This window comes from Aerococcus christensenii, assembly GCF_001543105.1.
Lineage (GTDB): Bacteria > Bacillota > Bacilli > Lactobacillales > Aerococcaceae > Aerococcus > Aerococcus christensenii.
This window is the reverse complement of the sequence record NZ_CP014159.1, coordinates 1,243,566-1,267,947: the sequence shown is the minus strand read 5'-3', so window position 1 is coordinate 1,267,947 and position 24,382 is coordinate 1,243,566. Positions and strand designations below refer to the sequence as shown.

The 24,382-nt window shown below is 40.5% G+C and carries 26 protein-coding genes; 3 read left to right on the top strand and 23 right to left on the bottom strand.

Translation table 11 applies throughout. The features are described from left to right. Window positions 1-15: 15 nt before the first annotated feature. From AWM71_RS06050 to AWM71_RS06010, 9 genes are all read right to left on the bottom strand, one after another. The gene (locus AWM71_RS06050) at window positions 16-1,350 is read right to left on the bottom strand and encodes a C1 family peptidase (RefSeq protein WP_060777113.1); all 1,335 of its coding nucleotides are present in this window, start codon (window positions 1,348-1,350) and stop codon (window positions 16-18) included. Window positions 1,351-1,530: 180 nt separating this feature from the next. Then, window positions 1,531-2,262, bottom strand: coding sequence for a YebC/PmpR family DNA-binding transcriptional regulator (locus tag AWM71_RS06045; protein ID WP_060777112.1), 732 nt, complete (start codon window positions 2,260-2,262; stop codon window positions 1,531-1,533). Window positions 2,263-2,433: 171 nt separating this feature from the next. Then, window positions 2,434-3,633 carry a metal-dependent hydrolase family protein gene (locus AWM71_RS06040; RefSeq protein WP_060777111.1) on the bottom strand — a complete coding sequence of 400 codons (1,200 nt, stop codon included), beginning with the start codon at window positions 3,631-3,633 and terminating at the stop codon, window positions 2,434-2,436. A gap of 131 nt (window positions 3,634-3,764) precedes the next feature. Further along, window positions 3,765-4,577, bottom strand: coding sequence for a Cof-type HAD-IIB family hydrolase (locus AWM71_RS06035; RefSeq protein WP_060777110.1), 813 nt, complete (start codon window positions 4,575-4,577; stop codon window positions 3,765-3,767). 21 nt (window positions 4,578-4,598) lie between these two features. Then, window positions 4,599-7,193: a sigma 54-interacting transcriptional regulator gene (locus AWM71_RS06030; protein ID WP_060777109.1), complete on the bottom strand. Its 2,595-nt coding sequence runs from the start codon at window positions 7,191-7,193 to the stop codon at window positions 4,599-4,601. A gap of 72 nt (window positions 7,194-7,265) precedes the next feature. Continuing rightward, window positions 7,266-8,123, bottom strand: coding sequence for a PTS system mannose/fructose/sorbose family transporter subunit IID (locus tag AWM71_RS06025; RefSeq protein ID WP_060777108.1), 858 nt, complete (start codon window positions 8,121-8,123; stop codon window positions 7,266-7,268). Further along, window positions 8,120-8,932 (bottom strand): PTS mannose/fructose/sorbose/N-acetylgalactosamine transporter subunit IIC, encoded by an 813-nt coding sequence (locus AWM71_RS06020; RefSeq protein WP_060777107.1) that lies wholly within the window; start codon window positions 8,930-8,932, stop codon window positions 8,120-8,122. The genes AWM71_RS06025 and AWM71_RS06020 overlap by 4 nt, the downstream gene beginning before the upstream one ends. 22 nt (window positions 8,933-8,954) lie before the next feature. Further along, window positions 8,955-9,452: a PTS sugar transporter subunit IIB gene (locus AWM71_RS06015; RefSeq protein WP_060777106.1), complete on the bottom strand. Its 498-nt coding sequence runs from the start codon at window positions 9,450-9,452 to the stop codon at window positions 8,955-8,957. Between the two features lie 23 nt (window positions 9,453-9,475). Continuing rightward, window positions 9,476-9,895, bottom strand: coding sequence for a PTS sugar transporter subunit IIA (locus tag AWM71_RS06010; RefSeq protein ID WP_060777105.1), 420 nt, complete (start codon window positions 9,893-9,895; stop codon window positions 9,476-9,478). 145 nt (window positions 9,896-10,040) lie between these two features. Here AWM71_RS06010 and rpoN point away from each other — a divergent pair, with 145 nt between their 5' ends. Further along, complete coding sequence (gene rpoN, locus AWM71_RS06005; RefSeq protein WP_060777104.1) at window positions 10,041-11,351, top strand: RNA polymerase factor sigma-54; 1,311 nt, start codon at window positions 10,041-10,043, stop codon at window positions 11,349-11,351. Window positions 11,352-11,415: 64 nt separating this feature from the next. On the opposite strand, the gene AWM71_RS06000 is transcribed toward rpoN, so the two are convergent. Continuing rightward, window positions 11,416-11,895: a YtxH domain-containing protein gene (locus AWM71_RS06000; RefSeq protein ID WP_060777103.1), complete on the bottom strand. Its 480-nt coding sequence runs from the start codon at window positions 11,893-11,895 to the stop codon at window positions 11,416-11,418. Between the two features lie 60 nt (window positions 11,896-11,955). Further along, window positions 11,956-12,606 carry a DUF948 domain-containing protein gene (locus AWM71_RS05995; RefSeq protein WP_060777102.1) on the bottom strand — a complete coding sequence of 217 codons (651 nt, stop codon included), beginning with the start codon at window positions 12,604-12,606 and terminating at the stop codon, window positions 11,956-11,958. Window positions 12,607-12,766: 160 nt separating this feature from the next. On the opposite strand from AWM71_RS05995, the gene AWM71_RS05990 reads away from it, so the two are divergent. Both AWM71_RS05990 and AWM71_RS05985 read left to right on the top strand, forming a co-directional pair. Beyond that, entirely contained in the window at window positions 12,767-13,651 is an 885-nt protein-coding gene (locus AWM71_RS05990; RefSeq protein ID WP_060777101.1) for a mechanosensitive ion channel family protein, read from the top strand. A 65-nt stretch (window positions 13,652-13,716) separates the two neighbouring features. After that, a complete protein-coding gene (locus AWM71_RS05985) occupies window positions 13,717-14,190 on the top strand; it encodes a nuclear transport factor 2 family protein (RefSeq protein ID WP_060777100.1) in 474 nt (157 codons plus the stop codon). Window positions 14,191-14,264: 74 nt separating this feature from the next. Here the strand turns inward: AWM71_RS05985 and AWM71_RS05980 are convergent, their stop codons facing one another. From AWM71_RS05980 to AWM71_RS05925, 12 genes are all read right to left on the bottom strand, one after another. Then, on the bottom strand, window positions 14,265-14,942 hold the full coding sequence (locus tag AWM71_RS05980) for a hypothetical protein (protein WP_060777099.1): 678 nt from the start codon (window positions 14,940-14,942) through the stop codon (window positions 14,265-14,267). Beyond that, window positions 14,942-15,799, bottom strand: coding sequence for an ATP-binding cassette domain-containing protein (locus tag AWM71_RS05975; RefSeq protein ID WP_060777098.1), 858 nt, complete (start codon window positions 15,797-15,799; stop codon window positions 14,942-14,944). Before AWM71_RS05975 ends, AWM71_RS05980 begins: the two co-directional genes overlap by 1 nt. Further along, a complete protein-coding gene (locus AWM71_RS05970; RefSeq protein WP_101659932.1) occupies window positions 15,793-16,149 on the bottom strand; it encodes a GntR family transcriptional regulator in 357 nt (118 codons plus the stop codon). The genes AWM71_RS05975 and AWM71_RS05970 overlap by 7 nt, the downstream gene beginning before the upstream one ends. Window positions 16,150-16,314: 165 nt before the next feature. Continuing rightward, the gene (locus AWM71_RS05965) at window positions 16,315-16,821 is read right to left on the bottom strand and encodes a YfcE family phosphodiesterase (protein WP_060777097.1); all 507 of its coding nucleotides are present in this window, start codon (window positions 16,819-16,821) and stop codon (window positions 16,315-16,317) included. Next, a complete protein-coding gene (locus tag AWM71_RS05960; protein ID WP_060777475.1) occupies window positions 16,818-17,426 on the bottom strand; it encodes an XTP/dITP diphosphatase in 609 nt (202 codons plus the stop codon). The genes AWM71_RS05965 and AWM71_RS05960 overlap by 4 nt, the downstream gene beginning before the upstream one ends. 3 nt (window positions 17,427-17,429) lie before the next feature. Beyond that, a complete protein-coding gene (racE, locus tag AWM71_RS05955) occupies window positions 17,430-18,251 on the bottom strand; it encodes a glutamate racemase (RefSeq protein ID WP_060777096.1) in 822 nt (273 codons plus the stop codon). A 99-nt stretch (window positions 18,252-18,350) separates the two neighbouring features. After that, window positions 18,351-18,668, bottom strand: a complete 318-nt coding sequence (trxA, locus tag AWM71_RS05950; protein ID WP_060777095.1) for a thioredoxin — start codon at window positions 18,666-18,668, stop codon at window positions 18,351-18,353. Between the two features lie 86 nt (window positions 18,669-18,754). Further along, entirely contained in the window at window positions 18,755-21,145 is a 2,391-nt protein-coding gene (locus AWM71_RS05945) for an endonuclease MutS2 (RefSeq protein ID WP_060777094.1), read from the bottom strand. Window positions 21,146-21,197: 52 nt separating this feature from the next. Beyond that, window positions 21,198-21,767, bottom strand: coding sequence for a CvpA family protein (locus AWM71_RS05940; RefSeq protein WP_060777093.1), 570 nt, complete (start codon window positions 21,765-21,767; stop codon window positions 21,198-21,200). A 22-nt stretch (window positions 21,768-21,789) separates the two neighbouring features. Then, complete coding sequence (locus AWM71_RS05935; protein WP_060777092.1) at window positions 21,790-22,686, bottom strand: coiled-coil domain-containing protein; 897 nt, start codon at window positions 22,684-22,686, stop codon at window positions 21,790-21,792. A gap of 186 nt (window positions 22,687-22,872) precedes the next feature. Further along, window positions 22,873-23,688: a glycosyltransferase gene (locus tag AWM71_RS05930; protein ID WP_060777091.1), complete on the bottom strand. Its 816-nt coding sequence runs from the start codon at window positions 23,686-23,688 to the stop codon at window positions 22,873-22,875. A 16-nt stretch (window positions 23,689-23,704) separates the two neighbouring features. Further along, window positions 23,705-24,352 (bottom strand): sugar transferase, encoded by a 648-nt coding sequence (locus AWM71_RS05925; RefSeq protein WP_201783965.1) that lies wholly within the window; start codon window positions 24,350-24,352, stop codon window positions 23,705-23,707. Window positions 24,353-24,382 lie beyond the last annotated feature (30 nt).

Sequence of the window (24,382 nt, the reverse complement as noted above, 5' to 3'; positions counted from 1 at the left end):
TTTCTTATTCAAATATTACCGAACTTTAGCGAGTGACCCCATAGGATCCCATGGTTTCAGATGAACAGGTTCTTGTTCATAAGCCTTGGTCAACTCTTCGCTCACATAGCGAGCAGGAACTGTGATTTGGAAGGTATAGTCATCGAACCATTCGTCAGACATGGAGAAGATCCCTTCATCTCCAACATCCTTCCCCCAAGAGTTTTCAACTTTCCAAGTAAGTGGTTTGCCGTTAGCATCGAGATCTACGCCAACAAGAACCATCGCATGAGTCAAAAGACTAACACTGTAGTCCAAGCGTTCAGCCTTAGACAAGGTATAGCCTTCACCTAAAGTTTGATCATAACGATACATCTCTGCATCCAATAAGCCTAACTTCCGTTCACTCATCTTACCTACATCGGATCCAAACCAAACAGGATGCCCATCCTTGATTGCCCGAATAGCAGTGGCCTTGAGGTCTTCGATAGGAACGTTTAAATATTTAACAGGTTCTGCTTCTGCAATAGACCCCAAATAATCCACAGTATAGGTTTTCCCATAAGGCTTATCTGCAGTTGGCGCATTCAAAAGAGAAATCATGTGGTCCACTTCTAAGGATGAATATTTCTGGAAGAATTCTTGTGGCGTAATATCTTCAATTCGATGGAATTGATCGTCCTTATCTCTGTATTGATAAGTAAAACGAGTAGGCACTTGACCTAAAGCTTTAACAAGCAATTGATAGATAAAGTACAGCTGTTCGTCCCGTTTCGCTTCCAATTCTTCTCGACTGGCTCCCTTTTCATGCAATTGACGTAAACGAGCCGCAAATTCTCTCAACTTGGTAGCTAATACGGTATCTAATTCACGCGTATTGGAAGAATGATAAGTTTCTGGCATCACAGATTTAGGAACAGATCCATACTTCTTCAAAATGCCTGCAAACATTTCCCATTGTCCCCCATCTTCACATGGGGTTTGAAGAAGATGCCAGACTAAACGGGAATCTAAGTCTTCTTCTACTGTATCAATGATAGAAGTTAAGAAAAAGTTTGATTTTTCTAATTTATCCCAAAAAAGAGTGTAACTTTGAGAAAATTCAAAGGTTTTAAGCTGTAACTTCTCCATAGTGAGAACACGCGCTGTATTTAAAGCCGCAAACATCCAGCAGCGTCCACTTTGTTTTTGATTGGTAATCTTGCCACGTTCCGTTTCTTCTGAAAAGACAAAATCATGGCGTTGACGAACTGCATAATTCACACTGGCTTTGTTAATGCCGACTTCTCGAATGGCATGCTCACTTGCTGCATTCGAAGGATCAGCTTGATATTTTTGATGAAATTCTTGAATTAACTTTTGATCAATCATCGCATTCGCTTCTTTCTTTTGAAATTATCCGATAATACTCCTATTATACACTATCTCTGTTCCAATCGGAAAAATAAATTTTCTCCTTCGCATAAGCTAAATTCTGCATTCACTAAAAAGCCGACAGTCTCTGATGAGAGCTGTCGGCTTTAGTAATCCATTCGTTAGAAAAGACGTTTTTTATTCTTCAATTTCTGTATTGTAGTAAACGTTTTGAACATCGTCATCGTCTTCTAACTTGTCAATCAAGGTCATGAAAGTCTTCTTCTTGTCTTCTGGAAGAGGAATCATGGTCTTAGGAACCATAGTTAATTCAGAAGTTGCTAGTTTGTAGCCCTTTTCTTCTAAAGCATCACGTACAGTTCCAAAATCACTAGCCTCTGTATAAATCTCAAAAACTTCTTCGCTCGTCTTTAAGTCTTCTGCTCCTGCTTCAATGACATCTTCAAACATGGTGTCTTCATCCACGTCTAAACCTTCCCGTTCAATCGCTAAATATCCCTTTCGTTCAAACATGTAGGCCACAGATCCACTTTCACCAAGGCTACCACCGTTTTTGTTGAAGATAGTACGCACATTAGAGAGCGTCCGATTAGTATTATCAGTCAAAGTTTCTACAAAGACCGCAATCCCATTAGTACCATAACCTTCATAAGTCACTTCGTTATAGTCTTCTCCACCTGCAGAACTGGATCCCTTGTCAATCGCACGTTGCGAATTGCTCTTTGGCATGTTAGCCGCTTTTGCCTTGTCCATTACCATCCGAAGCGCTGGATTAGCATCAGGATCAGGGCCACCTTTTTTCACGGCCATATAGATCTCCCGTGATAATTTTTGGAAGATTTTGGCACGCTTAGCATCTTCTACCCCTTTGGTATTTTTAATCTTACTCCATTTATTATGTCCCGACACGGCACATACCTTCTTTCGTTTATGATATTCTACGACAATTCATTTTATCAAATTATTCCCTATCTAGCAACCATCCATCCAAAAAAGTAGGAGGAGAGAAGATGCCCTTTATAAAAACTTCCAGCCTTTTTATGCAGGGTTACTTCTTATCCCCAAAAGACGCAATAAGCTTTAAAGCGCCTCCTTGTTCACCCTTTTTCCTTTTTTGTAGACAGCCTTATCCTTTTCTTGGACAGCTAAAATATCTTCCAAGGGATTCCCTTTCAAAATGAGAAAGTCTGCTATTTTTCCCGCTTCTAAAGTTCCATAGTCTTGATCAATACGCATCAACTGAGCAGAATGATAGTTCGTCATTAAAGCTTCAAAAGGTGTTCGGCCTAGCTTAGTCACCATCAGCTCCAATTCCCCTGCCGTCTCCTCTAAACCGTTGCAAGGCGTCCCAGCATCCGTGGAGAGCGTAATTGGAATTCCTGCATCCCACACGCGATTAATATTCACGATAAAATCTTCCCACACTACTTTTGACTGCTCGATCTGGTAATCTCGGATCTCTTGTCCTCCTCTACCGATAATTCCCCAACAAGCAGAGAGTGTCGGACTAACAAAGATGCCCTTATCTAGCATCGCTTGAATATCTTCATCATCGGGATAAACACAATGCTCCACTGAATCTACTCCTGCTTCAATGGCGTTCTTGATGCCTGCAGAGCCTTGAGCATGCGCACAAACCAGTCGCCCCTTATGGTGGGCTTCTTCAACAGCTACCTTCATCTCCGCCACAGAGAGTTGCGGTTGCGTCATATAGTCATCTCGACTCATGACCCCGCCAGACGCCATTAGCTTAATATTTTGAGCGCCATTTTTCATACCGAGTCGGATTGCATGCCGCATCTCATCTTCAGAATCAACTAAAAATGAGAAATTCGGACTATCTCCATGCCCCCCTGTCATCGAATAGGCACGCCCTGAAGGCATAATTTCAGGAACATCTTCTAACTCTCCGCTAGCCGCTAATTTTGAGAGCGTAATATCGATGTCAAAGCGAGAACCGCATTCCCGAATATAAGTCACCCCCGATAGCAGCCCCTGCTTTAAATGCTTGACCGCTAATACAGTAGCTGCGATCACATTGTTATGTAAACCAGAATCCATTTTTAAAGGATCTAAGGTGATATGTGTATGAGCATTGATCAGTCCAGGCATGACATAATGGGCGTGGAGATCTACCCTTTTCTCACACTTTCCCTCAAACTCTCCCTGCCCTCTCTCTACAATACGTCCACTCTCCTCATCTACTAAGAACCAAGCTTCTTCCAATATTTTTTCTTGAACCCCATCAAAGAGATTTCCATGTTCATATAAAGTCAGCATGTGGATGCGCCTTCTTTCATTTCTCTGTTGAGCGTATTCTACCATACTTTTCTTCTGTTCACCTTTTAAAAAGCGAGCCCCTACCTAACGCTCAATAATAATGATTGAACGCCAGGTTTCTCTGCCTTTCCTTATTTGTTTTTATCTTCTAAATAATGATAAATCGCTTGAGCCACACCCGATTGATCGTTACTTGCCGTAGTATAATCTGCACTTTCTTTGACCATATCGATAGCGTTTTCCATCGCTACACTCACTCCGCTAGCTTTTAAAAGCTCTAAGTCATTCGCTTGATCGCCGATCGCCATCACTTCCGATAGATCGATCTGGACTTGATCGAGGACGCATCGAAGTCCTTGAAGCTTGTTAGCCTTTGGGTTGAGGATTTCTAATAAAATAGGTTCAGAACGTACAATGTGATAGGTCTTAACATCTGAGGGTTCTAACTGACTTTCCACCTTATCCAATAATTCCTCCTTTTGACAAATCACCACTTTATCAAAGGAGACATCGCCTAACAGATCTTCTTGGTGAATAATTTTAGGAATACGAGAAGTTGGCAAGTTATAATAGAGCGATGGATACGGTGACCAGGCTGGATCAATGGTGTAAATATGCCGAGAATCCACCACATTTAGCGGAACATCTAACCGCTTACAGAAAGAAAGCCAATGTTGAATATCCTCTCTTCCTAAAGCAAACCGACCAATCGTTTCTCCAGATAAGTTTTGAATGTTAGCGCCGTTATTAGTTACGACATAACCGCTTTGGACGCCTAACTGATCGGCAAAAGATTTGGTTAAAGGATAAGGCCGTCCCGTACAAAGAACAATCTGACAACCTTTTTTCTGAGCATACTTTACAGCTTTAATATTTTCTTGATCAATTTCTGAATTACTGTTTAAAAGCGTTCCGTCTAAATCAATAGAAATCAGCTTAATCATAGCGAATTGTTTCCTGCCTCTCTAAGTCTTTTTTGTTTTACCGAGTTGGTCCTCGAGTGAAGAATTTAAAATCTCATAAATAATATAAATCTCCCAATCAGAGATTTCAATACGATAGAACTGTTCCAATGGATAAAGAATCGTCTTCAAATATGAAAAGAAAGGTTTTTCATTCAAATTCAATTGATCAATCGCCACAGGAAGGGGCAAATCATTCGTGGAGAGAATCACCCGTTCCATCATCAAGGCCAAGTGCATCGCTAAAGTAAATTTCAGTTTAGGGGACATAACCACTTGAAAGCGCGTTTCAATTTTAGAAATGACTTCACCGACCTGATTAATGATCACCTTAGGATTCAAAAACTCTAACCGCGAAGATAATCCAGAGATGGAGAAGAATTTTAAGAGATCTGTGAAAAGATTTTGACGATTGACCGCATTAATAAAATCTTCCATCATCGACAAGGCTTCTGTCGAATCACTTTCCAAAATTTCAAGAAGATTGATAGCCGTCACCTTTTCTTGGCTATTAAAAGGCGTCGTCGTCAACAAGAACCGTGTCGAAGCAAAGTAATCCTTATCCACTTGTCGTTGATTAAACAAACTTAACAGATCATTATATTCCATCACAATAATTTTCATTGTTGGTGGCACATATTTCTTGAAAATGTCTGCCAGAGCTTGTGCTAACTCTACTCCAGAAATAGAAGAAATAATAATATTCTCCTGAATTTCAAACCCTTCAAAGAACTGAACTTCCGGGTGAAAACGGGGTCCAATATTTTCTACAAATTCACTCACTTCTCGATGACTGTTGAGATGATTTCCCAAATCCAAAGCAAGTGCGGTCGTTAACTGATTAATCACAAAAAGCTCGCCTTTAATATGAGGTTTTAATCCTTTATATAGCTGAGTCAAAGACCCCATATCCACCAACATCATAATACCTGACAAACTCTCATGATCAATTAACCATTCTTTAACTTTTCGGATAATATCATGTACAGAAGCAGAGAGGGGCATATTAATAGCATCATAAATATAGGCCCCATTAAGTTGGTTTGACACTTTTTGAATGCTCGAAGCCGTACTATCTCCGTGAGCAACCAATAGGCAATGATACCTTAATTTTTCATCCACTTCGCCTAACAATAAGAGCGCCAACAGCCATAGCACTTCTGTTCCGCATCCATTTTCTTCTTTTTGCGTAATTTCTTTGGCTAAGGAATAAGTACGTGGTGCTTGAGTTTTTAACTTTTTAGCAATCTGGCTTAAACAAGGAAGATTCTTCAGTAAGGCTTGATAACTCACATAAAAGTTCAAAACCAATACCATCTCTGGATTGATAATATCTCTTCCCAAAACAGCAACAGAACTCTTCTTCAAACTCTGTATCAATTGTTTTTGTTTAAAAATTACAGAAGTATCCGAACGAACCGGATGATCTTGCGCATAGCTCATCAAATCCGACTTAATCTGGTAGAGAGACTCTCCCCCTAAAATTTTAACAAATGTTTCATAGAGTTGATCGACATAAACTTGAATAATAGGCTGTTTCTTCAAAGAACTATCAATCAATAGAGCTTCATCCATTCTTTCTTCATCACTCTCAATATACAATTTATCCGAAGCTTGATGATGTTGAAGTGATTCTGCACACAAGAGCTGAATCTCATTAGATAGACTTCCTATATTTCCTGCATATTGCCGGTTAAATAACTGATGAAAGCATTTTTTATCAATCTGGATAGATTTTCCTAGCCGGTCACTTTCTTTTCTAAACAGAGCTTCAACAATAGCTACACGTTCTTCATAAGGTCTTTCATGAAAATCTGGTAATTCAATCGTTAGAGGTATCCGACGATAAAAAGTCGGTAACAAAACTTTATTAGGATCTTCACTCGTGGCAAATAAGACACGTACCTTTGAAAAAGTTCGTTCATGCTCTTCACCCAGTGGTCTGAAATATCCTTTATCTAAAAATTGGAAAAGTTTCTCTTGATTTTCATAAGACAAGCGATGCACTTCATCTAGGAAGAGAACTCCTTGATCTGCCCGTTTTAAAATGCCCTCTCGATCACGATCCGCTCCTGTAAAGGCTCCTTTAACATATCCAAATAAAAGAGAAGACATCAACTCTGGGTTGTTGGCATAGTCTGCACAGTTAAAAACAACAAATTGTTCAGACATCGATTGGCCGGTCATCGACAAATAATCATAAACTAATTGCGCCAAAAAGCTTTTCCCAACTCCAGAATTTCCATGAAAAAGAATGGGCAATCCTAATGGTGGATAATTAACAGCCGATACAATTTGACGAATGGAATCTTTTAGCGAGCCATTTTTTCCAATAAAAGGTTGGAAGGCTCGATCGTCAAAAGAAGATACAGCTTGTTCTGTTTGATAAGTTTCTTTATCTATTTCTTCTAACTTTAAAAACCATAAAACGGGACGTCCACTCGTTTTTTCAATTTTTCCAGCTTTTAACAAAGTGTTTAAATAATTCGATGTTAAAGAGCGACTCTTACCAATGGCTTCACTCAGTTCACTAGTTGTCATTGGACGTTTAGTTTGGATCAAAGTGTGCAGTAAATTGCGTTGCATACTTTCTTTCATATCGTTCATCCTATCTTATAAAAAAGAGTCTGAGAATATAACTCAGACTCTATTAAACAACAAATTAATGGATTAGACAACTCCTAAAAATCCTAATAGGACACAAACTACGATAATTCCTAGCATTACCCAGTTCACATTTACGCGTTTGTTCCGGATTAACCAAAAGGCTAATAAGGTAACTAGTAAAGGAACAAGCCCAATAAATAATTGATCTAAATACTTTTGAATCATAATTGGGTCCTTGGCACCTTTAACAGCCACTTTAAGAATAGTCTTAAACTTAACATGAGAAGCTGTCATAGAGCCTACCATCATTAAACCTAAAGTACTGGACGCTTTCGTAATAATCTTCATTGCGCCACTTTCATAGACTTTCTTTATAAAGTTGGTTCCTAAGGAATACCCTACATGAAGCATATAGTAATGAATAATAAACGCTGGGATATTATATAGAAGAAGGAAAACCAAAGCTCCTAATGGAGAACCAGTTGCAGCGATAGAGATCCCGATCCCAGCTGCAATAACCCGTAAAATTCCCCAGAAGAAGGAATCCCCGATACCAGATATTGGCCCCATTAAGGAAGTCTTAACAGCTGTAATGGAACTTGGATCAAACGTTCCATCGCTTTCAGCATTTGTTTTTTCCATTGCAGCGACAATCCCTGTTATCAAGTTATTTAAGTGCATCGTTGCATTATACCAAGTTGTATGCCGAACGAGAGCGTCTGCTTTTTCCTTATCTGTCTTATAGTAACGATTAATAACTGGAAGCAAGGTATACATCAACCCTGCAGCATGGTATTGATAAGCCCCTGTACGACTCATGTTAATGGTCCAAGACCTCCAGAACATGGATCGGAACATTTTCTTATCTTCGAGCTTTTCTTGTTCACTCTTTTGAATTTCTTGTTCAACTATTGATTTCATGAGAAAAAGTCATCCTCCTCTTGTTCTTGGCTATTGGCACTTCCAGCTTTGCTTTGGATGCCACTGGCAACGAGATCACTTAATTGAAGGTCACCTTGCGCCATCACTACACAAATAACAACCCCTAAGGATGCTACAGCAACAGCTGGTAATTTCAAATAAGCGGTTAAAATAAATCCGAGAAGATAGAAGATAGCCAATTTATTGTTCCACAATAATTTCATTAATAGGGCAAACCCAACAGCTGGAAGTAATCCGCCGGCAGCTTTTAACCCGTTCATGAGCTCTGGTGGAATATTATTCACTAATTGGGTAACAGGTTCGCTTCCTGCAAGAACCCCAATGAAAGAGATAGATGCAATAATGAAGAAGTAAACAACGAAAGTGAAATAATGTAAAAAGATAATTCCTTTTTGATTATTTTCACGTGCGCATTTATCAAGGAATGGTGCAAACACGTTCATTACCACATTCTTTAAAAACATAACCACAAAAGCAGCTAACATCCCAATAGGAATAGCTAATGTAATAGCGGCCTGTTGTTCAACATTAGAAATAATAGCAAATGTTACGGCTAAGGTAGTGGCTGTAACAGGTTCAGCAGAAATCACCCCACCAATATTTACATTTCCCATGAAAACAGCTTCTAAGGAGGCCCCAATTAAAATACCAGTGGTCATGTCTCCCATTAATAGGCCGGTCACTAAACCAACTACTAAAGGACGTTCAACCATACTTTGGCCTGTCATATAATTCAAGGCTGAGCAGACAAAGACCACTAAAAAGGCCATAATTGCGTAGTAAAGCATTATTTATTCTTCCTTTCTAATTTCAAAGGCCTTTCAAGCCTTCAGCTAAATCTTTTTGTCCGTTGCTTGGAAGTACTTGGTGATAAGATTTCACCCGTGTTAATTTCACTAAATTTTTGGCGGCTTCAAGTTCTACTGGATTTAATTGAACACTGTGGAAAGGAACGACTTTATCCTTAGGATCACTTTGATCAAAACGTCCAACATTCGCCACATTCACATCTTGTGTATCTTCTACTTGACTAGCCACTGCGTAAGCATCTGATACTTTATTTACAATCATAAAAATTTTCTTGTCTTTGGCACGTGGATCGTTACATACTTTAATGGCATCTTCTACTGTACGGATTAATAATTTTGCTCCTTCAGGAACTGCCATTTTCAAAGTCATCTGCATAATTTCATCTTGAGCGGCTGCATCATTGGCAACAATAATCAATGGTGTGTTTAATTCTTTTGTCCATACCACAGCCACTTGACCATGAATTAACCGGTCATCCACACGAATTTGTGTAATCATTTTCTTCGTCTCCTTTACTCCCTTTAATCAAAAAAATCATCTTCATCATCCGTCTGCGTTAAGCGAACAAGTTGTGGGTACGCTGTTTGAATTTGTTCATCAATCACTTCAGGCGTTATTTCACCTGGATAGAGAAGCAAACTCAATACCGTTCCTAAATTGACATTGCTTACAATAAAAACTTGCTCTTGTTTACCTGAACGCATGACCACATTAACTACTCTCTGGTTTACGCTTCCACCTAATAAATCAGTAAAGACGAGACCTTGATCGTCAGCTTGTAAGTCATCCACAAAAGCTTGAATTTGATCGGTATAGTCACTGTCATCCAAGTAAGCATTAATTACTTGAAGAGAGCTCCCTTGCCCTGTCAAAATGTCAATCGAACTTTGTAAACCTCCCGCAAACTTTCCATGTGAAGCTACTAAAATCTTTTTAGCCATCTCTAGCCTCCTTCCTTAAATTAAGTTATACTACTTATATATATGCAAGTTACGTGCCAAAAAAATGTTATTGAATGAGCAAACACTTTTACCGGTAAATAAAAATAGTGTTTAAAAACATAAACACTACTTTAAGGAGGCGCCTATGTCTATCAAACCGATCAATCAACAAACCCTTCAGCCTACTCTTACTCCCCACCAAAAGAAGAGGCTGATTCAATCTGCTCAAATTTTTCAAGCGGATCAAACGACTCTAGCAAATATTATTGATGCTCACTGCCAAGCCAATCCGTTCATTAAAGTAAAAAAATCTATTCCTTCTACTCCCACTTCTTCCTACTCATCAAAAGAAGACAGTGCTTGGGATCTTCATTTAACGGCTGCCGATCCCCTAACAACAGAAGAATACCTCCTCTTTCAGTTAAGAACCTTCGATTCAGTCACCCAAACTGCTTTAATCCAACTCATCCATCATTTAGATGACCAAGGCTATTTAAGAGAAGATTCACAAAAACTCTGTCATCTCTACGATTGGCAACCCTCTCAGTTTACACACTACCTCACCCTTCTTCAAAGCTTAAATCCTACCGGGATTGGAGCTCGTAACTTACAAGAATGTCTCATTCTCCAAGCCAACGCTCATCCTGAAGGGGATTTAGCAAGTACAATGTTAACTGACTATTTTCAAGAAATGGTGGCACATCAATTTGAAGTGATTGCTGATCTTACTCAGAACTCCCTGCACGCAGTCAAAGAATCTTTTCAACTTATTCAAACTTTTAATCCCTATCCTCTTACAGATACTCCTAAGGTCACCTCTCCACCACTTATTCCTGATCTGATCGTTTCTTATGAAGAGGATCGTTTCAACATTCAATGTGTGAATGACTACCTCCCTAATCTGTCCTTTAATCAATCTTATTTTAACCACATGCAAGATCTCAACACTGAAAAAGATTCCGAACTTACTGCTTATCTCAATCAACAGCGCGCAGATTATCAATGGCTCATCCATACGCTCGACGAACGAAAAGAGAGCCTCTTTCAAGTTGTCCAGACTATCCTCTCAATTCAAGGGGATTACTTCCAAGATAAGCAACCCTATCTCAATGTTCTTACCCAAAATCAAATCGCTCAAAAAATTCAAAAGTCCCCATCTACGATCAGTCGATTAATGCATCAAAAATATCTTCAATTCAACGGGCGTGTCTTTCCTCTTAATCATTGGCTCAGTCCTTCTCTTACCCAAGAAGGACCTTCCCTTAGTCTGGGGCACTTTAAAATAGAACTCCAAGCCCTTATCGCCAATGAATCGTCTTTTCATCCGCTATCCGATCAGGCTCTAACCAATCTCTTTCAGCTCAAAGGGTATTCCTTATCTCGTCGTGTTCTCACCAAATATCGACAACTTTTAGGCTTTCCCTCCTCTAGACAAAGAAAGAGAAAAAAACATTAATTTCTCCCACACAAAAACGCCCCCTCAAACCTTTAACGTTTGAGAGGGCGTATCTCTTTATCGATTATTCTTCGGCTTTAAATTCTTTTTGAGAATCTTCTTCTACCTTTTCTTCTACTTTTTCAGCTTGATCATCTACCACTTCAGCAACTTGATCTGCTTCTTCTCCTTCTTCAAGGCTCGCTTTCACTGCGTCTTTAGTATTAATGTAGGCTGTCTTAACCTCTTCAGTCGCCTGCTTCAATTGTTGATTAGCTACCTGCCCACTTTCTTGAAGTTGTTCTTTTAAATTATTGGCACTTTCTTGGAGGCTAATCCGAATTTCGTTAGCGGCATCATAAGTCGCTTCATAGAGATCGTTTCCTTTCTCTAAGGCGATGTCTGCGTAATCTCTGGCAGTATCTTTAAGAGTATTGGCTTGCTCATTCAGATCTTCACGCAATTCTCGCCCTGATTTTGGGGCAAATAACAAGGCTGTAATAGCTGCCGCTGTTCCCCCGATAATGGCTCCTAATAAGAAAGCTCCCGTATTATTTTTTGACATATCTTCTCTCTCCTTTTTTACTCGCCCAATGAGGGGCTATTTTTTCAAAGATTACCTTCGTTAAAAGGCTTTAGGTTTTGACTGTTTTTCAACTTTATTCATCCGATACTGTGCCTTGGCCAACTTAGCGAATTTTCGCAAAGTTCTCAGAGATGAGCCCATTTTTTGAATATTTTGTGAGTTTGTAGATACAGGATTCTCTTGAGACACTTCTTTGTGGACAGGGACCTGATCTATCCGCACATACCGCTCATTGGGAGCAGTAGGGGATGTTGTTTTTTGTTCTGTTTCAGAAGAAAAAACAGATTCTTCTTCCTTGGATTTCTTCAAATCTTGACAGCGTTGCTTTAATTGATCCACCTTGTTCTCATTTTTTTTGGTAAGGGCCGATAGGAAGTTCCGTGTCGAATCATTAACCCCTGAAATCGACTCTCCCACTTCACCCACAGCTTCAAACAAAGGATCTATCTTAGCCACTTTTTGGTTGACATCCTCCATCAATTGATTGGACTTATTCAATAATCCTTGGGTTTCCACGGATAGGCTATCCACATCTTTTCTCAGCACCACCAGTGTCTTTTGGGCTTCCTGAACGATCTGAGACACTTGCTTCACAGTCTGTGTTAAATGAACAAAGAAATAACTCAAATACACAACCAATACTGCAAAGGCTACTGCGACAACAAGCCAAGCGACTTCACTCCATGTCATGACTTCCTCACTCCTATCCTTTCAGTAATTATTATGTTAAAGTATACCTTATTTAAGTCTATTTTACCACAGTTAAGACATTTTTAAAGAATGAGGAAAAAGACTTTAACTTCTCTCTTTTTCCAATTAAACTAGATCTATCAAAAAAAGGAGACAAGATATGCAACAAGTCAAACAATGGTTTCATAATTACCTAGGGACTCTCAACTTAGAAGCCCTGTTCTCTAGTTTTCTCTCTAAAAGTTTTCAAGTGATCTTTACCATCATCCTTCTCTGGCTGATTCGACAGATCATTACACGATTAGCCTCACTCTATTTTCATCAAGCGCAACGTCTCACCTCACACGGGAGTCGTCAAGAAACGTTGGAATCTTTAGTAAAAAACCTTATTCAGTATATCTATTATTTTTTGCTCATTTATTCTATTCTTGCCATTCTCGGTGTTCCAGTAGCTACGCTTTTAGCTGGGGCAGGAATTGCTTCCATCGCTGTCGGTATTGGCGCACAAGGACTTGTCACAGACATGGTCAACGGCATGTTTATTCTCTTGGAACGTCAGATTGAAGTTGGTGATAATGTCACACTTAATAACATTTCAGGTTATGTCGAAAAAGTAGGAATCAAAACAACGGTCATCAGAGGCTATGATGGAACATTGAACTTCATCCCTAATCGAAATATCGGCACCGTCATCAATCTTTCTCGCCATCCAATTCGTACTCAAGTAGATCTTTCTTACTTCTCGGATACTGACCTTGACCACTTCGAGCAAATTATTAAAGCGCAGCTTCATGCCATGTCCCCAGATCAAACGCTCACGGCAAAACCAGTTTTGATGGGAATTGTCCGCAATTCTTTTGGTCAACTGGTCTATCGAATCAAGTTCTACTGCCAAAGCGGAAGACAAGATGATATCCAAGCTAAGTATTATAAAGCCCTCTCCAATGCCCTTCAAAAGGCTGGCATCCATCAACCCGAATCCCAAAGTGCTGTGAAAACCATTCATTTCACGCCTTCTTCTTATTCACCCAAAGACTTGAAGTAATTTTCCTAATCTTATAGAATGGTAAAATGGATTCACTGAATACCCATAGAAAACGGAGGCTTACTATGAACCCTTTAGAAAAACTTATCGCTATTGAAGAAATCAAACAATGCAAAGCTAGATATTGGCGGGCAGTAGACAGCAAGGATTTTGATCTTTTGCGTACAGTTTTAGCGGAAGATGTGGTCTTTGACACTTCCCTTGTCGCCACAGATCCCGTCAAAGGCCAGCACCCCCTTATTCCTTCCAAACAAGAACCTTCTCGTTCTTGTGAAGAAATTATTGCCAATGCTCGCAAACTCATGGACGACAATGTCCAAAGCGCCCATATGGGACATATCCCAGAAATCACCCTCACTTCTGACACCACGGCTAAGGCTTACTTTCCCTTTGAAGATCGTGTCCTTACTCACGGGAAAGCAGCTTTCGATGGATATGGTTATTACGACGATACCTTCGAAAAGATCGATGGCCACTGGAAAGTCAAAGCCAGCAAAGTCTATCGCTACCGCGTAATTTTTGATGACATCAATCTATAAATTGAAAACAAAATCGACGAACTAAGTCTTCCTCTCAGTTCGTCGATTTTTTGTTTGGTACAAGTCTATCTTTTTTAATATTTTTGATCAGACTTCATGACGAGGAGACTATAAATTCCTGCCAAGGCCACACATATCATTAATTTAACCAAAGAAGGATGATCTTGAATCATGACTTGAAGAGGATGCAAAGGCTCTAAAGATAAAATCAAATGAGAGAGCGTTGGAAGTAAATGGCTACCATACACCAACCCAAAAACTAACATGACTTTCCATCCAAACCGATAATACACATTGGCTGCAATTGCGGTTCCTAAGATCTGCATCAATAAAGCCCCAAAAGTTTCTAAGAGTGACACTCCTCCGCTTTCCAAAGCATTTTCTAAGAGATTAACAAACTCTAAATCCACCGTTAAAAAATTCTTAGGATTCACTATTAAACTCACTCCAGCTAAAAAGAGGAAGGTCACCAAACTTGCCTTGAGATAAGATTTTCGCGTAATTCCACTTCTTAAAGCGACATCAAAAGTACTGATATCATAGAATGGAAATAAAAAGTTGGTATATAAAATACTCATTAATAATAATCCTATAAAGACTTTACCCCAAAAATTCCAAGGATGAGCAATCGGATCAATACTCAAGAAATAATATCCCCCCAGGAAAATCGCCCAAATAAGTACAGCAAAAAGAATCATCCAAGGCACAGCCCTTTTGTAGCCTAAGAACTGTAATTGAAAAACTTTCTTCATTATTCTCCCTCCATTAATCGATTAAATAAAGTCTGCAGGTCCATCATAGAAACACTGCCGCCTGCTTGTTGAATCTCCTCAAAATCTTCTTCACTCAAGCGATCAAACACATATTGAATGCTTTGATTACCTAATTGTTCAGTAGAAAGCACGTTTTTATCACTTAAAGTCTCTCCGCCTATAATCTGATAACTTTTCTCTTGAATGTCCTCTAAAGGCTCATTGAGCAATACTTGTTTATCCTTTAAGATTACCACATCTGTTAAATAATTTTGCACTTCTTGAATTAAATGCGTCGACAAAATGAATAAACGAGGCTTTTTCGCATAGTTCGCCATCAATTCCTTAAAGAATTTCTCTCGATTGACAGAATCTAATCCATTCGTTGGTTCATCGAAAAGAGTCACCGGACATCCACTCGCTAAAGCAAGAATATTAAGAACTAAAGTTTTATTCCCACTGGATAACTTTCTATACTTATCTTTGAGTCGCAAGCCAAAATCCTCTAATAAACGCTTGGCATAGTCCACATCAAAAGTTGGATAGGCAATCGGCATCACTTGAAGGATAGTCTTTAACTTATTTTGAAGGAAAAAATCATCTTTAAAGCCAAAATTCATGGCACAAAAAATCTTACCTTCTAAAGCAGGATTTTCATGGACAGACTGGCCATCATAAGTAATACGCCCTTGATAGTGAACGGATTGATTACTGATCATTTTAAGTAAGGTAGTCTTCCCTACCCCATTGCGTCCAAGTAACCCATAAATCCCTGTTTCGTTAGAAAATTGCAAATCAATGTCCTCTAATACAACCTTTGATCTGTATTTCTTTGTTAATTGTTCAACTGCTAACACGACGATTCCTCCTTAATAAATTGAATAATCGTTTCTTTACCAATTCCTAACTGCTCCGCTTCTTTTAAACAAGCTGGCAATTTCTTCTCGAAGAATTCCCTTTGTCCCCGAGCCACTAACTGTTCTTTAGCCCCTTCACACACAAACATTCCCAATCCTCTTTTTTTATAGAGAAGTCCCTGATCAACCAAAAGCTTCAACCCCTTGCCTGCTGTCGCTGGATTTACCTGCATAATTTTCGAAAATTCATTGGTTGAAGGGACCTGATCATTAGCCTGTAACCGATCCGAAATAATTTCTTCTTCCACCCATCGCGCAATTTGTTGATAGATGGGCATTTCTATTTTCAATTGTTTTCTCTCCTCTCTACTTGACAAGTTCATTAGTCAACTAACTAACTCTATAAGTAGAATACCTTATTTTTGAAAATTTGTAAAGAAAAATCTACAAAAAAAAACTTCCACCCGGCTTGTTCTTGAACAAACACAAGTGAAAGGTTCACTCATCCTTTTATTTTATCCTTCAGGCAGATACTCCTGAGGGACTTTTTCTCCATTACGTTGGTAGAAAGTAACCTCTATATGGTCTGAGGTCCAATCCAGCAAAGCATAAGTAGGGGTAAGATAGTGCCCGCGTGGAAAACGAATGCTTCCAGGATTAATCACATGAATGCCATCGATCACTTGATGGTCCATCACATGAGTATGTCCATAAACAACTACCACAACGCCTAATTCCTTAGCTCGTTCCACTAATTGATGAAGTCCTAACTTCACCCCATACACGTGTCCATGGCAATAAAAGAGCTTACCATTTTCAGTATTTACTACTCGCTCCAAGCGATAATTGCCATAATCACAGTTGCCCTTAACAGGATGGATAAGCGACCATATCGTATCTTTTGGATCTAATTCAGAATCCCCACAGTGAAGAATCTCATCTACTTGATCGCCATATCTCACTACAAGATCTGAGAGAATCTTACAATCTCCATGACTATCCGAAACTAATAAAAATTTCATGAGAGGGTCACCTCTCCTGCCTCAAGGGCTTGAGCTAAGGCCCGCATCGCATTTCCTCTATGTGAGATCGCATTCTTCTCTTCTTCGGGCATTTCAGCAGTGGTTAGTCCCTTACTTGCGACATAGAAAATCGGATCGTATCCGAACCCATTTTCCCCACGTTCTTCTCTTAATATTTCGCCTTCTAGCCGTCCTTCAAAGTGATGAATAAGCTGCCCTTCTGCATCAGAAATAGCTAAAGTGCAAACGAAGTAGGCTTGACGCTCTCCCTCTGGAACATTTTCTAATTCTTTTAAGAGCTTTTGACGGTTGGCTTGATTATTTTTGTCGAGGCCAGCATACCTCGCTGAATAGATACCAGGCCTTCCCCCTAGGGCTTGCACACAAAGGCCAGAATCATCCGCAATAACGGGCAAGTGCAACCATTTGGCAGCGGTAGTTGCTTTTTGTGTAGCGTTCTCCAAAAAGCTATCCCCTGTTTCTGGAATATCTGGCAAATCAGGATAATCTAATAAACTCTTCACCTGATAGCCTAGCGGCGCAAAAAGATGCTCAAATTCTCTGACTTTTCCTGCGTTTTGTGTAGCAATAAGAACTGTTCTCATCACCTAATACTCTCCTTTCTGCAACTGATCTAAAGAGACGCGTTGCACCTGACTCACCGGTCCAATCCAATCTTCCAAAATCTCTTGGAAAAGTTGGACGCCTCCTGTCGTATAAAATTCATAACTTTTGTTGATGCGGTCTTTAGCATGAGCGGATAAACCGTAAAAATCCATTAACGAGGCCACATCAGTGATCGTCTCTGCCCCAGAATTCACCAAGGTCACCTCATCTCCAACCGCATGTTGAATTAAGGGCCTTAATAAAGGATAGTGTGTACAGCCTAAAATCACCGTATCTAATCCCTTATCTTTTAAGGGGAGAAGGGACTCTTTGACAATCTTCTTCGCTAAAGGACTGGAATATTCCTTACTTTCCACGAGAGGTACAAATTTTGAACACACCAAAGGAAAAACTTGAAGGTCTGGGTTGCGATCAAGAAGAATGTTTTGGTAGAGAGCACTCTGGATAGTAGCTGAGGTAGCCAAAATTCCAATTTTCCCCTTTCGGGTATAACGATTGGCCGCACGGGCGCCAGGATGAATCACTCCCACTACTGGGATACTTAGTCGTTCTCGAATCTTCTCTAGACTAACAGCGGTTGCCGTGTTACAAGCCACGACCAAAAGCTTCACCTGCTTAGCCACCAAAAAATCAACGAGTTGTTGGGTAAAAGCGTTAATCTCTTCAACCGGTCTAGGACCATAAGGACATCGCGCATTATCTCCTATATAAATAATGGATTCATTCGGCAATTGTCGCATTGCTTCCTTCACGACGGTTAGTCCTCCAACCCCTGAATCAAGGAAACCAATTGGACGGTTCATACTTTTTCCTGCTTTCCTAAAAAATCTACACGCCTTATTATACCAGATTTCAGCTAGCAAAAAAGCATTCTTCTTGTGAGAATGCTTTTTAATCTGCTTTTATTTGTCTAAGTGTTTCTCCAAAATCGATTGAAGTTTTTCTTTTTGCGTATAACCTACCAACCGTTCAACTTCTTCGCCGTCTTTTTTGATCACTAAAGTAGGAATAGACATTACGCCAAAGGCCCGTGCCGTTTCAGGGTTCTCATCCACATCCATCTTACAGAAAGTCACTTCATCCCCCATCACGTCATCTAATTCATCAACAATAGGGGACTGCATCCGACAAGGACCACACCAAGTTGCCCAAAAGTCGACTAAAACGACACCTTCTTTGGTTTCTTCGTTAAAATTTTGATCGTTAACACCTTGTAACATTACAAATTCCTCCCGTTTTCTAATTTGCTTTTTTATTATAACATGTGACTTTCCCAAGACGAATCTTTTTGCTCACACGACTCCTTTTATTCTTCTGTAAATTTGGCAATCGTTGCTCCTTGTCCTCCCAAATTATGTGGTGCATAAGAGAAAGAGAGAACCCGAGGATTTTGCTGGAGATACTTTTGAACTGCTTCTCGGATCACACCCGTCCCAAAGCCGTGAATAATCGTCACTTGCGGCAAGTTAGCAAGAAGGGCTTGGTCAATGTAGCTATCCAAAGCTCTTAAGGCTTCTTCATACCGCATACCTCTGAGATCGAGAGTAGATTTTACACGTTTGGCTCTTGGGGCTTTAAGGGTGGTCGCTGATTTCTTCTGGTTGGCGACTTTGGCAGGCTTGAGACGTTCTAAGTCCTGTTCAGGGAGCGCCATCTTCAACATTCCCATTTGGACCACCCAGGTATGATCTTCCCGCTTTTCAACTAAGGTTCCGATCTGACCATAGGGGAAGACTTTGACTTGGTCTCCCACTTGCCATTCTTCCTTAGCTTTCTTTTGACGTTTGGCCCGATTTAAGACTTTATTATGCTGGAGTTGTTCTTGTTCAGGTGTCAGGTCTTGAATGGCCTTCTTTTGGTCAATCAACTGGTGCTCTTTCAACTGAGAAGCCCTTCCTTCTTTCTTCCATTGACGAATTTCAGCTAATAACTTATCCGCTTTTTCTTGGGTTTCTTCAAGGAAAGCCTGGGCCTCTTTTTGAGCTTGGTGGAGATAATTTTCCTTTTGACTTTGTAAGGAATGATAGACTTTTTTGACATCACGCAACAAGTCTTCTGTTTCCTTCACCTGGTCACTGAGGTGCTCTTGTTTGTTTTCGTAACTCTGGCGTTCTTTATTCAGAGCATCCAGCATTTCGTTCAGAGATTGATTCTCTTCTCCGGCATAAGTTCGAGCTTCTTCAACAATCCCCTTAGCAAGTCCTAAACGTTCAGAAATATCTAAAGCATTACTTCGACCAGGTTGACCAATCAATAAACGATAAGTAGGTTGCAATTTTTCTTCATCGAAAGCGACACTCGCATTCATGGCATGGGGATGATTGAAGGCATAAGCTTTTAACTCAGGATAGTGGGTCGTTGCGAGTACCGTACAGTGAAGAAGGTCGAGCCGATTCAAAATCGCCATTGCTAAAGCTGCACCCTCCTTAGGATCTGTTCCAGATCCCAACTCATCCATTAAGACCAAACTTCGATCATCCACTTCTTCCAAGATATGAATCATATTCATCATGTGTCCGGAAAAAGTCGACAAATTTGCTTCAATGGATTGCTCATCTCCAATATCTGCATAGATCTCATCAAAGATTCCCAAGCGACTTTCTTCTGAAGCGGTAATATACAGCCCTGCTTGTCCCATTAACTGCAAGAGGCCGGTCGTCTTTAGGGTAATCGTCTTCCCCCCTGTATTCGGCCCTGTAATAATTAACATCCGATAAGGCGCTTCCCAACGGATCGTATTCGCTACAGCCGTTCTGACATCGAGAAAAGGATGGACGGCATCCACCAAAGCCACCTCACCATTATGCTCTGCTAGCTGCGGACGATGAGCCTTCATCGCTTGGGCCAGACGCCACTTGGCCTGAATAAAATCCAACTGTCCAATCAAGCGATAATTGCTCTGAATCTCTACACAATGGGGCGCTAAGGCCGCAGAAAGTTCCGCCAAAATCCGTTCGATTTCTACTTTTTCTTCTGTTTTAAGCGATTGCACCTTATTATTTGCTTCCATAACCGATTGAGGTTCAATATACACGGTCTGTCCACTGGCAGATTGGTCGTGGACCACCCCTCCAAAAGCCCGTCGATATTCCTGTTTCACTGGCAAAACATAACGGTCATTCCGGATCGTAATTAAGTGATCACTCAAGTAATCTTGCTTCTTCGACTTCATAATCTGGTCGAGAGAAATACGAATATGGGCTTCCTCGCGCTTAATGGCATGCCGAATGTGAGCTAATTCACGGCTGGCTTCATCATAGACAGAACCATCTGGTGCAATAGCTTCTCTTAACCGTTTATTTAACTGAGGAAGGCTAGACAATTGATCCACTATCTCTCTCAAATGTGGAACCCTTACTTCTTGACTTTCTAACTTATCAAAGAATTGGCTCAATTGAGAGACCATCGAAAGAACTTGCCCAATTCCTGCCAGTTCCTTGCCACTAAGGACCCCATCAATGGCCAAGCGCTTCAAAGCTGCACTTAAGTCTTCTAATCCCACCAAGGGCAAGGCTAAAGCCAACTCATACAAGGCTTTCACTTCATCCACTTGACACAAGGTATCCTCAATTGCTTCTCTGGATTTCATTGGTTCTACTTGAAGGGCTAGCCCCTTTCCTGCAATAGTTAGAGTATGTCCCGCTAAGGCCCCTCTGATCTTGTCAAATGCTAAGCTTTGATAAATTTTAGACTGCAAAAAATCCCTCCTCTACATTACTGTCGATTCATTTCCATTTTACTCTCTTAGACTACAAATTCACCACAGCAATTCCTTCAAACCACATGCGATAAACTCTTTCCGTCAAGAAAGGGGTCTGACGAATAAAGAAATCTGCCACTGGATTTTCAGCTAACAGCCTTTGAATAAATGGCCAGTTGACTAAAGAAGCCACTCCAAAAATTAAAAAGAGTAAAAACCAAGCACTCACTAGGCCTACTAAGCTTCCTGTCAGCCAAAATTTGCCACCTTTCCCTCGGTGGTTCATGCCCGTTTTTTGCCATATCCAATTCTTTAGACATAGGACGGCTAAGCATAAACCACTAAAAGCTAAAGCTCTAAAAAAGATTTCTTCCTTATGAGCAACTACAGCTTGCGGATAATACGCATAGAAGGAATTCGAAGAAAACTGAGGATAAGGCAGAAGGAGAGCCAACTTATCCGCTAACCACAAATAGTAATGTTCCGCCAAATAAAAACCACCAACTAACGCCCCCATTTGCCCCATCTGAGACCAAAAGCCTTGGCAGCGATAGCGATAGATTTGAGTCCACACCACTAGTACCACAACTAGCCCGCTACCCCAAACAATAGCTGTCATCCGTTCATCGTCTCCTTTTCTCTTAATGTCGCGGTGTCTTTGTTAACCGCCCCTTCTCTCGACTAAAGGGATCGTAATTTCTGGAAGCATATTGGGACAAGAGAGTTTCAGATGCCGTGCAATACAAGGACGCCCGCTTTCTTGGATGAGACTGTTCGGCTGTGGTTTGTGATGAATTTTCCTCTGAGGAGTCCTCCTGAACGCTCTCTTCTTGTACCTTTTCTTCTGAATGAGCAGGTGCTAAACTTTTCTGGCTTTCCACTTCTTTTGTCTTCTCTTGAAGCTGGTCTTGACAGTAAGCCAACGTTTTCTCTAGATAAGTTTGATGTTCTAAAGCAGCTTGAAGGCGTTCTTTATAAGCCTTTATTTGTCTTTCTTTCTCTTCCTCTAAGCGATTTTTTTCGCCTTGAAACTGTTGAAGCATGTCCTTTTGAACTTTGGATTGATCCACTAAGTCTTGCTCTAGCTTCTTGTTAGCTCCTTGCAAAACTTGGATCTCTTCTCGACAAGAACTTTCTAACTTTTCATAAGCGAGATTTTGCTCTTTCAACTGAGTCACCAATTCCTCTTTCTCTTGAAGAAGGGTCTTGCGCTCTTCCTCTAATTGGTTGATTTGATCCACTTGAGTCTTATAAGTTCGAAGTCGCTCCACCAAGTTCTCGGTCTCTGCCTTCGCAACTTCTAAATCCTTCTCTAATTTCTGAATTTTTTCTTCTGATTCAACGCCATCAGAGGTGGCATTCACGGCCACTAAGAGTGCCATCTTTTGTTTAGACAAGATCACATGTTGTTTCTCAAGAAGAGCAAGGCTTGCATTCACCCGGTGAACCACTTCATCCAGATGTTCTTTGGTCTTTCGACTAACAATTCCTATCTTTTCCTTGCCTAATTGTGCTTTGTATGTGTATTCTTCACTCATTTTTCTTATCCCTCACTGTCTAAATCATCCTTTCTATTCTACCATTTCTCCCTCTGAAATACAGCAACTTCCCCACTTTTTTCTTAGACGACCACGAAGTGAAAGCGTCACCTTTTCAAGTTTTCACTCCAACAAAAAAGTGTTGGCAAAGATTGCTCTCTTCACCAACACTCTCATCACTAGAATCTAGCGGAGTAACTTATTAAAGATAAAAAATCGAACAGATTGAGGTACCAAAGCCACAACCGCTTGAATCGCCACGGTCTTCCAATAATCCCAGTAACTAATATAACCTGTCTCTAAAATCTGACGACGTCCTTTACGGTACTTCTTGAAGTAAGACCAGCCGCCTCGACGACAAATCATTTCATAACCTGTCCGGGCATAAACCAAATAATCATCAATATTTAAACACTTAGCGCCCGATTGTAACATATGCACCCACATCAGGTCATCCTCCATCAATGGCGCATGTTGATAATTGCCGGCCTTTAGAATGGCTTCTTTGGTGAACATCACCGTCATGTGGTTAAAGGCACTGCGTTGCTTTTGGTAAGCGGCGATGGCGTCATGGGTGAGAGGGACCTTCCGTTTAGCGAGAACATGATCAATACTCCCCTCAAACTCAATAATATGACTCCCACAAATGGACAAGTCTGGATCTTTTTCAAAGCAAGCGAGTTGCTTCTCAAACCGATCCGACCGCGCAATATCATCGGTGTCCATTCGTGCAATGAGATCATATTTACAATGGCGCACCCCTTCAGCGAGGGCGAGGCCTAATCCATGATTCACTTCAAGAGGAACTACCACGATCCAATCTCCATACTGTGCCTGGTAGCTTTCAAGGGCCTGACGTAACTCTTCTGAAATAGGCCCATCTAATACCACAACACATTCAGTTGGAAGAACTGTTTGCTTCAACATGCTCTGCATACATTCTTCAAAATTGGAGGCCTTCTCCTTAATATACAAAGACATTAAAACTGAAAATTCCTGCATACCATCCGTCCTTATCTTATAACATCACGAAAGCAGTCTTCCACATCGTGATAAGATCATTTTTTAAACTAAAACTTTTCAAACTTTCCAAATTAATCGCCATCTTCTTCGGTAAGACTTCTTCAATATAGGTCTTATCCACATGGTCCGATCCCTCTAACAAAGCTGCCTCATCTTTGAATTCTAAGCTGGCTCGACTCGTAATACCTGCCGGCAATAACAAGGTGGCTCTCATCTCTAAAGAGTAAGCATCCACGTACTTTTTCACTTCTGGACGTGTCCCGATAAAGGACATATCCCCTTTCAAAACATCAATCAATTGAGGGATCTCATCCAAACGATAATCTCTGATCTTGGCACCTACTCGGGTAATCCGTTGGTCCTGATCTACCGTTACGGCACTCCCCAATTGGTCCGCCTTATCCACCATGGTCCGAAACTTATGAATATAAAAGGTTCGCCCATAAGTAGTCACGCGTTCTTGCCGATAAAACACAGGCCCTGGAGAATCTTTCTTAATCATCACGGCCAAGATCCCCATAGGAATTGCAAAAAGAATCAACAAAAAGCAAGCCAAGATAATATCAAACAACCGCTTTATCGCCAAAGAAAGTTTTTTCTTCTGTAAGTAGTCATAATAAGGCTTTACCTCTTCGCATTGCATGCTCAGAGGTAAAGCTTTCCATTCTTTTAA

Bases quoted from the DNA above. Each gene is read 5' to 3' on its own strand.
- AWM71_RS06050 (WP_060777113.1), bottom strand. From the start codon at position 1,350: ATGATTGATCAAAAGTTAATTCAAGAATTTCATCAAAAATATCAAGCT.
- AWM71_RS06040 (WP_060777111.1), bottom strand. From the start codon at position 3,633: ATGCTGACTTTATATGAACATGGAAATCTCTTTGATGGGGTTCAAGAA.
- AWM71_RS06035 (WP_060777110.1), bottom strand. From the start codon at position 4,577: ATGATTAAGCTGATTTCTATTGATTTAGACGGAACGCTTTTAAACAGT.
- AWM71_RS06030 (WP_060777109.1), bottom strand. From the start codon at position 7,193: ATGAAAGAAAGTATGCAACGCAATTTACTGCACACTTTGATCCAAACT.
- AWM71_RS06025 (WP_060777108.1), bottom strand. From the start codon at position 8,123: ATGAAATCAATAGTTGAACAAGAAATTCAAAAGAGTGAACAAGAAAAG.
- AWM71_RS06020 (WP_060777107.1), bottom strand. From the start codon at position 8,932: ATGCTTTACTACGCAATTATGGCCTTTTTAGTGGTCTTTGTCTGCTCA.
- AWM71_RS06015 (WP_060777106.1), bottom strand. From the start codon at position 9,452: ATGATTACACAAATTCGTGTGGATGACCGGTTAATTCATGGTCAAGTG.
- AWM71_RS06010 (WP_060777105.1), bottom strand. From the start codon at position 9,895: ATGGCTAAAAAGATTTTAGTAGCTTCACATGGAAAGTTTGCGGGAGGT.
- rpoN (WP_060777104.1), top strand. From the start codon at position 10,041: ATGTCTATCAAACCGATCAATCAACAAACCCTTCAGCCTACTCTTACT.
- AWM71_RS06000 (WP_060777103.1), bottom strand. From the start codon at position 11,895: ATGTCAAAAAATAATACGGGAGCTTTCTTATTAGGAGCCATTATCGGG.
- AWM71_RS05995 (WP_060777102.1), bottom strand. From the start codon at position 12,606: ATGACATGGAGTGAAGTCGCTTGGCTTGTTGTCGCAGTAGCCTTTGCA.
- AWM71_RS05990 (WP_060777101.1), top strand. From the start codon at position 12,767: ATGCAACAAGTCAAACAATGGTTTCATAATTACCTAGGGACTCTCAAC.
- AWM71_RS05985 (WP_060777100.1), top strand. From the start codon at position 13,717: ATGAACCCTTTAGAAAAACTTATCGCTATTGAAGAAATCAAACAATGC.
- AWM71_RS05980 (WP_060777099.1), bottom strand. From the start codon at position 14,942: ATGAAGAAAGTTTTTCAATTACAGTTCTTAGGCTACAAAAGGGCTGTG.
- AWM71_RS05965 (WP_060777097.1), bottom strand. From the start codon at position 16,821: ATGAAATTTTTATTAGTTTCGGATAGTCATGGAGATTGTAAGATTCTC.
- AWM71_RS05960 (WP_060777475.1), bottom strand. From the start codon at position 17,426: ATGAGAACAGTTCTTATTGCTACACAAAACGCAGGAAAAGTCAGAGAA.
- racE (WP_060777096.1), bottom strand. From the start codon at position 18,251: ATGAACCGTCCAATTGGTTTCCTTGATTCAGGGGTTGGAGGACTAACC.
- trxA (WP_060777095.1), bottom strand. From the start codon at position 18,668: ATGTTACAAGGTGTTAACGATCAAAATTTTAACGAAGAAACCAAAGAA.
- AWM71_RS05940 (WP_060777093.1), bottom strand. From the start codon at position 21,767: ATGACAGCTATTGTTTGGGGTAGCGGGCTAGTTGTGGTACTAGTGGTG.
- AWM71_RS05935 (WP_060777092.1), bottom strand. From the start codon at position 22,686: ATGAGTGAAGAATACACATACAAAGCACAATTAGGCAAGGAAAAGATA.
- AWM71_RS05930 (WP_060777091.1), bottom strand. From the start codon at position 23,688: ATGCAGGAATTTTCAGTTTTAATGTCTTTGTATATTAAGGAGAAGGCC.
- AWM71_RS05925 (WP_201783965.1), bottom strand. From the start codon at position 24,352: ATGCAATGCGAAGAGGTAAAGCCTTATTATGACTACTTACAGAAGAAA.